This window comes from Microbacterium sp. ARD31 (genome assembly GCF_031844425.1).
Window position 1 is genome coordinate 1 of the sequence record NZ_JAUZVE010000110.1, and the last position, 7144, is coordinate 7144.

Here is a 7144-nt window from a genome sequence, read left to right on the forward strand (position 1 = left end):
CGGGCGTGACGTCCAGGTCCTCGCCCAGCGCGGCACCAAGGTCACCAGCCTGGCGCGCAAGCGCACCTGGCGCCTGCCGTCCATCGCGGCGCGCAAGTGGCGCCTCGTGGCCCAGGGCCCGGACACGCTGGTGCAGTCCACGAGGGGCGGCCGCTGGCGGACGTGGAAGAAGGTCCCCGGCGAGGCCGAGCTCTCCTCCACCACGGGCCGGCTGACGCTGGTCCTCCCGGGCGGTCGCCGCGACTACCGCGGCGCGCTCCAGTCGGTCGCGCCCCGGCCCGGCGCGAAGCGCGAGACCGTCAACCGCGTCGGCATGGAGGCCTACCTCCGCGGCGTGGTCCCCCAGGAGGTGCCGCCCCTGTGGGAGCCGGCCGCGGTGAGCGCGCAGTCGGTCGCCGCCCGCACCTACGCCGCGTTCGAGCGCTCCCACCCCGCCGCGCCCCACTACGACCTCTGCGACACCACGCAGTGCCAGGTCTACGGCGGCGCCGACGTCGAGCACCCGGCCGCGGACGCGGCGATCCGCGCGACGGCGAAGCAGGGTCTCTTCCACGACGGCCGTCCCGCGTTCACCCAGTTCTCCGCGAGCAACGGCGGCTTCTCCGCTGCCGGCTCGATGCCCTACCTCGTCGCCCAGGCCGACCCCTACGACGGCGTCGCCAACCCGACGTACTCCACCTGGACCGAGACCGTCGACGACACCGCCATCGAGAAGCAGTGGCCCGCCATCGGAGACCTCGCCACCATCGAGGTCACCTCCCGCGACGGCAACGGCGACTGGGGCGGCCGGGTCGTCGACATGGCGTTCGTCGGCACCACCGGCACCAGGGTGAGCGTCGACGGCGACACCGTCCGCTCCGCCCTCGGCCTCCCGTCGAGCTGGTTCACCTTCGAGGTCACCCAGCGGCAGATCGGACCGGCGCGGCAGTGAGGTGGGCAGTGCTGCTGGCGGGGCTCGCCCTCGCTGCCACGGGGTGCGAGGGCGGCCAGGCGGCTGACGGCGACCTCGACCTGCCGGACCCGGTCGTGGAGACCGAGGTGACCACCGACATCGACTACGTCGCCCTCGGCGACTCGTTCTCCGCCGGCCCGTTCATCGGCACGATGCGGACCGACCCGACCGGGTGCGCCCGCTCGCGCGACAACTACCCCGCCTTCCTGGCCGACTGGCTCGACGTCGCCAGCTACACCGACGTGTCCTGCTCGGCCGCGACCACGGCGGACCTCTACGAGCGGATGCTGATGTTCGACGGGAAGACCACCCGCCCGCAGCTCGACGCGCTCTCGGCCGACACCGACCTGGTGACCCTCGGCATCGGCGGCAACGACTTCGGCATCTATGACTCGCTCATCCGCTGCCAGGACGGCCGGCTGTCGACCTGCCCGGTGGCCGAGCTGGAGGCCGACGCGCGCAAGGTCGCCGGCCGCGTGGAGCAGGCCGTGCGCCGCATCGGCCAGCGCGCCCCCGACGCCGACGTCTACGTCGTGGGCTATCCCGACATCCTCCCGACCGAAGGCACCTGCGCCGCGGTCGGTGCCTCGGAGGAGGTCCTCGGCCCGGTCACCCGCGTCGCCGGTCTGCTCAACCGCTCGCTCGAGCGGGGCGCCGCGGCGGCAGGGGCGACGTACGTCGACATGGAGGCCGTCTCCAAGGGGCACGACGTGTGCGCCAAGGGCCGCGCCTGGGTCAACGGCCCGCGCTTCCGGGCCGGCATCGCCGCGCCCTTCCACCCCAAGATCAACGGCATGCGCGCCGTGGCGGCCGAGGTGTTCGAGCAGGTCACCGGCGACGAGCCCGAGGTCACCGATTACGCCGAGCCCGACCCCGACGCGATCGTCCTCAACCAGCCCTGAGCGGTCCCGGCGGCTAGTCGATCACCAGCACCAGGTCGCCACCCTCGGCCGCCTTGGTGGACGGGATCGCCAGGCGGGCGACCGTGCCGGAGACGGGTGCGGTGATCGAGGCCTCCATCTTCATCGCCTCGATCGTGGCGACGGTCTGGCCAGCCTCGACGGAGTCGCCCTCCGCCACCGTCACGGTCACGGCGCCGTCGTAGGGTGCCGCGACGTGGCCGGGGACCTTCGGGTCGGCCCGCTCGGCGGAGGTGACGTCTGCCGACACTGTGCGGTCGCGCACCTGGACCGGACGCAGCTGCCCGTCGATGGTCGCCAGCACGTTGCGGAAGCCGCGCTCGTCGGGCTCGCTGATCGCCTCGAGTCCGAAGATCATCTCGCGGCCCTCCCGCACCCGGACGCTGTGCTCCTCGCCGCGTCGCAGGCCGTAGAGGTAGTCGACGGTCGAGAGCACCGACAGGTCGCCGAAGGACTCGCGGCTCTCCCGGAAAGCGGCCGTCGGCCCCGGGAAGAGCAGCTCGTTGAGGGTGCCGCGGCGGTCCTCCTCGAGCCCGGCCTCCTGCTCGGCGGTGAGGGTTTCGGTCGGCTGCTTCCACGTGCGGCCGGCGAGCGCCTTGGTGCGGAACGGCTCGGGCCACCCGCCGGGCGGGTCGCCGAGCTCGCCGCTGAGGAAGCCGATCACCGAGTCGGGGACGTCGTACGCCGCCGGGTCGGCCTCGAACTCCGCGGGGTCGGCGCCGGCCGCGACGAGCGCGAGGGCCAGGTCGCCGACGACCTTGGACGAGGGGGTCACCTTGACCACGTTGCCGAGGATGTCGTTGGCGGCGGCGTACATGTCCTCGACCTGCTCGAACTTCTCGCCCAGGCCGAGGGCGATGGCCTGCTGGCGGAGGTTGGAGAGCTGTCCGCCGGGGATCTCGTGGCGGTAGACGCGCCCGGTCGGCGCCGGGAGGCCCGACTCGAACGGCGCGTAGACGCGGCGGGTGGCCTCCCAGTAGGGCTCCATCGCGTTCACGGCGGCCAGGGACAGCCCGGTCTCGCGCGGGGAGTGGTCGGTGGCCGACACGAGCGCCGAGAGCGCGGGCTGCGAGGTGGTGCCGGCCATGGCCGCGCTGGCGGCGTCGACCGCGTCGACCCCCGACTCGATCGCCGCGACGAGGGTGGCGAGCTGGCCGCCCGGGGTGTCGTGGGTGTGGAGGTGGACGGGCAGGTCGAACCGCTCCCGCAGTGCGGTGACGAGGGTCCGGGCGGCGGGTGCGCGGAGCAGGCCGGCCATGTCCTTGATCGCGAGGACGTGTGCGCCCGCCGACACGATCTGGTCGGCGAGGCGGAGGTAGTAGTCGAGCGTGTAGAGCCGCTCGTCGGGGGACGAGAGGTCGCCGGTGTAGCACAGCGCGACCTCGGCGACGGTGGTGCCGGTGGCGCGGACCGCCTCGATCGCCGGGCGCATCTGGGAGACGTCGTTGAGCGCGTCGAAGATGCGGAACACGTCGATGCCGGTGGCCGCGGCCTCCTCGACGAACGCCTCCGTGACCCGGGTCGGGTACGGGGTGTAGCCGACGGTGTTGCGCCCGCGCAGCAGCATCTGGAGGCACACGTTGGGCACCGCCTCGCGCAGGGCGGCGAGCCGGTCCCAGGGGTCCTCGGAGAGGAAGCGCAGGGCCACGTCGTACGTCGCCCCGCCCCAGCACTCCAGCGACCAGAGCTCGGGCGTGGTGCGGGCGACGTGCCCGGCGACGGCCAGCAGGTCGCGCGTGCGCACCCGCGTGGCGAGGAGGGACTGGTGGGCGTCGCGGAAGGTCGTGTCGGTGACCGCGACCCGGTCCTGCGCCCGCAGCCGGCGGGCGAACTCCTCGGGCCCGACCTCGGCGAGCAGCTGGCGCGACCCGTCGGGGACGGGTGTGGAGAGGTCGAGCGCCGGCAGCTTGCTCGACGCCGAGACGGTGACGGGGGCCGGACCGTGCGGCTGGTTGACCGTGACGTCGGCGAGGTAGGTCAGCAGGCGGGACGCGCGGTCGGCGCCGACCTGGGCCTTCAGCAGCTGCGGGTGGTCCTCGATGAACGAGGTCGTGACGCCGCCGGCCGCGAAGTCGGGGTCGGCGAGCACCGCCTGCAGGAAGCTGACGTTGGTGGAGACGCCGCGGATGCGGAACTCCAGCAGCGCCCGGCGAGCCTTCTGCACCGCCGACTCGAAGGTCCGGCCGCGACAGGTCAGCTTGGCCAGCATCGAGTCGAAGTGCGGGCTGATCTCGGCGCCGGTGTAGGTCGTGCCGCCGTCGAGCCGCACGCCCGGGCCGCCGGGGGAGCGGTACATCGTGATCTTGCCGGTGTCGGGGCGGAACCCGTTGGCGGGGTCCTCGGTGGTGATCCGGCACTGGAGGGCGAAGCCGCGCGGCTGCACCGACTCCTGGGTGAGCTCGAGGTCGGCGAGCATCGCCCCGGCGGCGATGCGCATCTGCGACTGGACGAGGTCGACCCCGGTGACCTCCTCGGTCACGGTGTGCTCGACCTGGATGCGCGGGTTCATCTCGATGAAGACGTACTTGCCCGACGGGTCGAGGAGGAACTCGACGGTGCCGGCGTTCTTGTAGCCGATCTCGCGGGCGAAGCGGACCGCGTCGGCGCAGATGCGGTCCCTGAGCTCGGGGTCGAGCCCCGGCGCAGGGGCGATCTCGACGACCTTCTGGTGGCGGCGCTGCACCGAGCAGTCGCGCTCGTAGAGGTGGATCACGCCCTCGTCCGAGCCGGTCCCGTCGGCGAGGATCTGCACCTCGATGTGGCGCGGGTCCACGACGGCCTGCTCGATGAAGACGGTGGGGTCGCCGAAGGCGCCCTCCGCCTCGCGCATGCAGGTCTCGATCGCCTCGCGCAGGTCGGCGCGGTCGTCGACGCGGCGCATGCCGCGGCCGCCGCCGCCGGCGACGGCCTTGACGAAGAGCGGTGCCTCGATCTGCTCGGCGGCGGCGACGAGCTCGTCGACGTCGGTCGAGGGCGGCACCGACTCCAGGACGGGTACGCCGGCGGCCTTGGCGGCGGCGATCGCGCGCGCCTTGTTGCCGGTCAGGGTGAGCACGTCGGCGCTCGGGCCGATGAAGGTGATGCCGGCGGCGGCGCACGCCTCGGCGAGGGCGGGGTTCTCCGAGAGGAAGCCGTAGCCGGGGTAGATCGCGTCGGCCCCGCACCGCACCGCCACCTCGACGATGGCGTCGGGGTCGAGGTAGGCCCGCACCGGGTGTCCCTCCGCGCCGATCTGGTAGGCCTCCTCGGCCTTCATTCGGTGCTCGGACCAGCGGTCCTCGTGGGGGAACACGGCCACCGTGCGCACGCCGATCTCGCGTGCGGCACGGAAGGCCCTGACTGCGATCTCGCCGCGGTTGGCGACGAGCACCTTGGAGAACATGGGCCGCAACCTATCCAGTGACGGGTGTGACCTGGGTTACTCGTCCGTACCCCGGGCAGGCCTCACGCCGCCGCGCGCTCCTGCGTGCGCCACCACGCGACCGTCGCGGCCAGGCCGTCGTCCATCGGCGTGGGCGCCAGGCCGAGGCGCTGCTCGCTGGCCGTCGAGTCGAGCACGAACGGCGCGGTGAACATGTACGACGTCTCCGCGAGCTCGCGCATCTCCCGCGAGACCACGCCCGACGCGCGGAGTACCCACAGCGGGATCGAGGACACCTTCGGCACCGGCACCCCGGCCGTCCGCGCGGTGCGCTCCACGAGCTGCCGCTGGGTGAGGGCGGGTGCCGTGGGGGCGTGGAGGAAGGAGTTCCACAGGTCCTCGCGCGCGGCAGCCGCGATCATCGCCGCGGCCAGGTCGGGGACGTAGGTGAAGGAGTGGGGCTGGTCGGGGCTGCCGAGCACGCGCATGGTGCGCCCGGCCAGGACCGTCGGCACCATCCGCTCCCCGGCGTGGGCGTTGCGGACGAGCGGGCCGTAGAAGTCGGACGCCGCCACGCTCACGGTCGGGGTCGCCGAGGCCTCGCGCTGGGCGAGCAGGTCCGTGCGGACGCCGAGCTTGCCCGTGGTGGCCGCGCGCGGCAGGTCCTCGGTGATGGGGCCGTCCACGGGGCCGTAGGAGTAGAGGCTCTCGGGGAACGTCACCACGGCGCCGGCCCGCCCGGCGGCGTCGAGGACCATGCGCTCGGCGACGGGCAGCTCGGCGCGCCAGACGCGGGCGTCGTACGCCGACCCGTGGATGCAGTGGTGGACGGCGAGTGCTCCGGCGAACGCCTCGTCGAGGTGGCCGCGCCGCGAGACGTCGACCCGGCGACGATCGATGAGGGGGTGCTCGGGACCGCTGCCCGAGCGGGTCAGCAGCCGGACCTGCTCGCCCGCCTCGGCGAGCTGGAGGGCGACGGTCGAGCCGACGGGGCCGGCTCCGGTGACGACGTGGACGGACATGGGGTCTCCCGTGACTGGATGAAGTGAGAGCAGTGCTCTCGTTTAGTCCAGCATGCATGCAGATCGTGCGAAAAGCAAGAGCAGCGCTCTCATCTGTTACCAGTGCTTCCTGATGTGGCACACTGACCGCATGGGAGACGCCTCCACGCCCCGCAGCCGGGCCCGCGAGCAGACGATGCGCGACATCGTGCGCATCGGGCGCACGCACCTGGCGACCGACGGCGCAGCCGCCCTGTCCCTGCGTGCGGTCGCGCGCGACCTCGGGGTGGTGTCGTCAGCGGTCTACCGCTACGTCGCGAACCGCGACGAGCTGCTCACCCTGCTCGTCGTGGACGGCTACGACGAGCTCGGTGACGCGGTCGACGCGGCGCTCGCGTCGGTCGATCGAGCCGACCACGCGCGTCGGATGACGACGATCGGCCGTGCGGTCCGGGAGTGGGCCCTCGCCGAGCCGGCGACGTACGCCCTGCTGTTCGGCAGCCCCGTGCCCGGCTACGAGGCCCCCGCCGAGCGCACCACCGAGCCCGGCACGCGGGTGATCCGTCGGCTGGTCGAGGTGTGGGAGGACGCGTGGGTCGCGGGCGAGGCCGCGCTGCCGGAGGACGCCGTCGGGCCGCGCCGGCTGGCCCGCGACCTCGCCAGGATCCGCCGCGACCTCGGCATCACCGCCCCCGACGCGCTGATCGCGCGCGGCATGCTCGCCTGGGCCGCGCTGTTCGGCTGCGTCAGCTTCGAGGTCTTCGGGCAGTACGGCGCCGACACCTTCACCGACCCCAAGGACATCTTCGAGCACCACCTGGCCGCGCTGGTCGCAGCCGTCGGCCTCCGCTAGCCGCACTGATCGATCGTCGACTTCGCCTGCGTCCGCGGGCGGCGCCCCGGCGGGGGG

At 73.4% G+C, this 7144-nt stretch carries 5 protein-coding genes; 3 read left to right on the forward strand and 2 right to left on the reverse strand.

The genetic code is table 11. The features are described 5' to 3' along the window. Both Q9S36_RS51140 and Q9S36_RS51145 read left to right on the forward strand, forming a co-directional pair. Positions 1–931, forward strand: a 931-nt coding sequence (locus tag Q9S36_RS51140; RefSeq protein WP_311292385.1) for a SpoIID/LytB domain-containing protein, incomplete at its 5' end; no start/stop codon positions are given. Continuing rightward, entirely contained in the window at positions 928–1854 is a 927-nt protein-coding gene (locus Q9S36_RS51145; RefSeq protein ID WP_311292386.1) for an SGNH/GDSL hydrolase family protein, read from the forward strand. The genes Q9S36_RS51140 and Q9S36_RS51145, both read left to right, overlap by 4 nt. Before the next feature lie 13 nt (positions 1855–1867). Here the strand turns inward: Q9S36_RS51145 and Q9S36_RS51150 are convergent, their stop codons facing one another. Together Q9S36_RS51150 and Q9S36_RS51155 are read right to left on the reverse strand one after the other, a co-directional pair. Further along, positions 1868–5254 (reverse strand): pyruvate carboxylase, encoded by a 3387-nt coding sequence (locus Q9S36_RS51150; RefSeq protein ID WP_311292387.1) that lies wholly within the window; start codon positions 5252–5254, stop codon positions 1868–1870. 62 nt (positions 5255–5316) lie between these two features. Next, on the reverse strand, positions 5317–6255 hold the full coding sequence (locus Q9S36_RS51155; protein WP_311292388.1) for an NAD-dependent epimerase/dehydratase family protein: 939 nt from the start codon (positions 6253–6255) through the stop codon (positions 5317–5319). Positions 6256–6385: 130 nt separating this feature from the next. Between Q9S36_RS51155 and Q9S36_RS51160 the strand changes: the two genes are divergently transcribed. Continuing rightward, positions 6386–7087: a TetR-like C-terminal domain-containing protein gene (locus Q9S36_RS51160; RefSeq protein ID WP_311292389.1), complete on the forward strand. Its 702-nt coding sequence runs from the start codon at positions 6386–6388 to the stop codon at positions 7085–7087. Positions 7088–7144: the final 57 nt, after the last annotated feature.

Excerpts from the sequence above, each read along its gene's own strand:
- Q9S36_RS51150 (WP_311292387.1), bottom strand. The coding sequence starts at position 5,254 with ATGTTCTCCAAGGTGCTCGTCGCCAACCGCGGCGAGATCGCAGTCAGG.
- Q9S36_RS51155 (WP_311292388.1), bottom strand. The coding sequence starts at position 6,255 with ATGTCCGTCCACGTCGTCACCGGAGCCGGCCCCGTCGGCTCGACCGTC.
- Q9S36_RS51160 (WP_311292389.1), top strand. The coding sequence starts at position 6,386 with ATGGGAGACGCCTCCACGCCCCGCAGCCGGGCCCGCGAGCAGACGATG.